1 protein-coding gene is annotated in these 2,364 nt (G+C 58.8%); it reads left to right on the forward strand.

Features of this window, described 5'->3' with window-relative positions:
- Positions 1-104: 104 nt before the first annotated feature.
- Positions 105-2,285, forward strand: a complete 2,181-nt coding sequence (locus tag NW820_RS10920) for an NAD-binding protein (RefSeq protein WP_414407501.1) — start codon at positions 105-107, stop codon at positions 2,283-2,285.
- Positions 2,286-2,364 lie beyond the last annotated feature (79 nt).

The raw sequence follows: 2,364 nt of genomic DNA on the forward strand, positions 1-2,364 counted from the left end.
GTATTGACAGCACTCGCGAAAGCTGAAGAGGCTTCGGGTATAAAGGGAGCAGGGTAGATGACAGAGCTATGGTGAGCTCCCTTTCGAGATCGCCTCATGCACAGGTGCAAGAGAATAGCAGGGATCCAGGTGTCTCTATCCTGGTCTGCGGCTACAACGATTTGGTGGAGCTCACTCTCCAAGCCCTAGAAGCTTTTGGACATCGCGCTGTAGTAGTTGCTCCCGATCTGCCCCCTCATTTGGAAGAGCAGTGGCAATACCTACAGGCGGATCCCCGCCAGCCGGGGGTGTTGCAGCGGGCTGGGATCGAGCGGATTAGGGTGGCGCTGCTCCTGGAGGACAGCGACCAAGCCAATTTCGAGCTGGCTTTGCTGATTCGAGATCTCAATCCACAGGTGCGTGTCGTCTCCCGTCTGTTCAACCACAGCCTTGCCCGCTATCTCGACTCGGCTTTGCCGCAGCATTTTTCCCTATCGGTGGCGGCTTTGGCTGCCCCGGCTTTTGCCCTTAAGGCCGTTTCCGACGAATTTGTTGGCTACTTTGAGCTGCCCCAGCTGGAAGCCCAGCCGGCCACGCTTCCGCCAGAGCTGGCAGATCCGGCTTACTTTGTCTCAGACCGAGAGACCACCCTCTGGAACGTGGTAGAGCTGACCATCGGATACAACTCCCGCCTGCTGCATATGCCCCTCTCGGAGCTGGAGGAAACTTTTGGGGCGCGGGTGCTGTTTCATTACCCGGTGGATGGGCTTTCTAACTTTTCCAAACAGCGAGTTTTCGACGACTTTGACCACGAGGCAGAGCTGCTGGAGGGGGATCGCGTTTTGGTCATTTGCGATCCCAGAGCCTACCTGCAACTGTTGGAACGCAACGGGCGACGGGGCTCCTCACGGGCACAGCGCTGGGCCAGCGGCCAGATGCAGGACAAGCGACAACAACGGCAAGGCAGGTCGTTGGGGCGGGGATCCCTTGGGTCTTGGCTGCGCAGAGGAGTGCAGGGACTCCTACAGGTCAAGCCCATCGTGCGCACCCTCACCTTCACCTTGGGGGCCATGCTGGTGCTGGGGGTGATCAACTTCAGGATGATCGGCAAACCCCTCATCGATGGGCTTTTGCTGACGATCGTGGTGCTGACAGGGGGCTACGGGGATATTGAGGCTTTTCAACAGCCGGAAACACCGCTGGGGGTGAAGGTGCTGGCGGTGATGATGACCTTGGTGGGGGCTGCCCTGGTGGGGTTGATTTACGGCTTGGTGACCGACAAATTGGTGAGCAGTCGCTTTGGCTTGGGTCGGGCTGCCCGTATGCCCAAAGAGGATCATGTGGTGATCGCAGGGTTGGGGCGGCTGAGCTATTTGGTGCTGCAGTTGTTGCGGCAGATGGGCTACGAGGTGGTGGTGGTGGATCCCAATAGCGAGAACCCTCTCTTGGAGGCAGCGGAACGGGAGGGAGCGGTGGTGGTTCGTGGGGATTATGCCCTGGCAAGCACGCTGCAGCAGGCTCGCATTCAAGGCAGCCGCTGCCTGATCTGCACCACCCCTGACGATCTCACCAACCTGGAGACGGCCCTGACGGCCCACAGCCTGCAGCCGGGGATCCGCACCATTTTGCGGGTTACCGATCCCGAATTGGCGGCTCGCATGCAGCGCCACATGCAGACCCTGGGGATCAGCTACAGCGCTACCGGGCTGGGGGCACGGGCTTTTGCCACCGCAGCACTGGTGGGATCCGTCTACGGCACCCTGGCTTGGCAGGGGGAAACTCTGCTGGTGACGCTGCTGGAGGTCTCGGCCGATTGCCACTACCTGGGGCTATCCTTGCGCCAACTGGCCCAGGACTATGACCTGGTGATCTTGCTGCATCGCTCCCGACCGGGGAAACCCTGTGTTTTTCCCAAGATCTGGCAAAAAGAGGGCAAGACCCTGTTGAAAGAAGGCGATCAACTCTATGTGATGGGAACGGTGGAATCCCTGATTCGCTTAACCCAAGGACGGCCTCTTCCCCCAGAGCTGTATCAGGTGCGCCTCCTAGAGTATCGCAACCCCTATTTTGAAGAGGAGATCCTCTCGGCTTTATCGTTCTACGCACGCCTGCCCAAAACGGCCCTGAAACCCCTATTGGGCTGTCTGCCGGCGGTGGTGAGCCCGCCCCTTCCCCGTGACAAGGCAATCAAGTTAGCCCGCCAACTGCGCAAGATGAGCACTGAAGTGCAGGTGTTTGCCCAGGCGCAGCCTGCCCATTGGATCCCTGCAGCCATGAACGAAAACAGCGAGAGTAATCTGAATTGATTTGGACACTGTTCTGTTTATTGGTCTATTCTGCACTCCGTAGTCCAAAACATCTCGTTATGGGCAGTTGGACATTCAG

This window comes from Synechococcus sp. R55.7, assembly GCF_047461955.1.
In the GTDB taxonomy this organism is placed as follows: domain Bacteria; phylum Cyanobacteriota; class Cyanobacteriia; order Thermostichales; family Thermostichaceae; genus Thermostichus.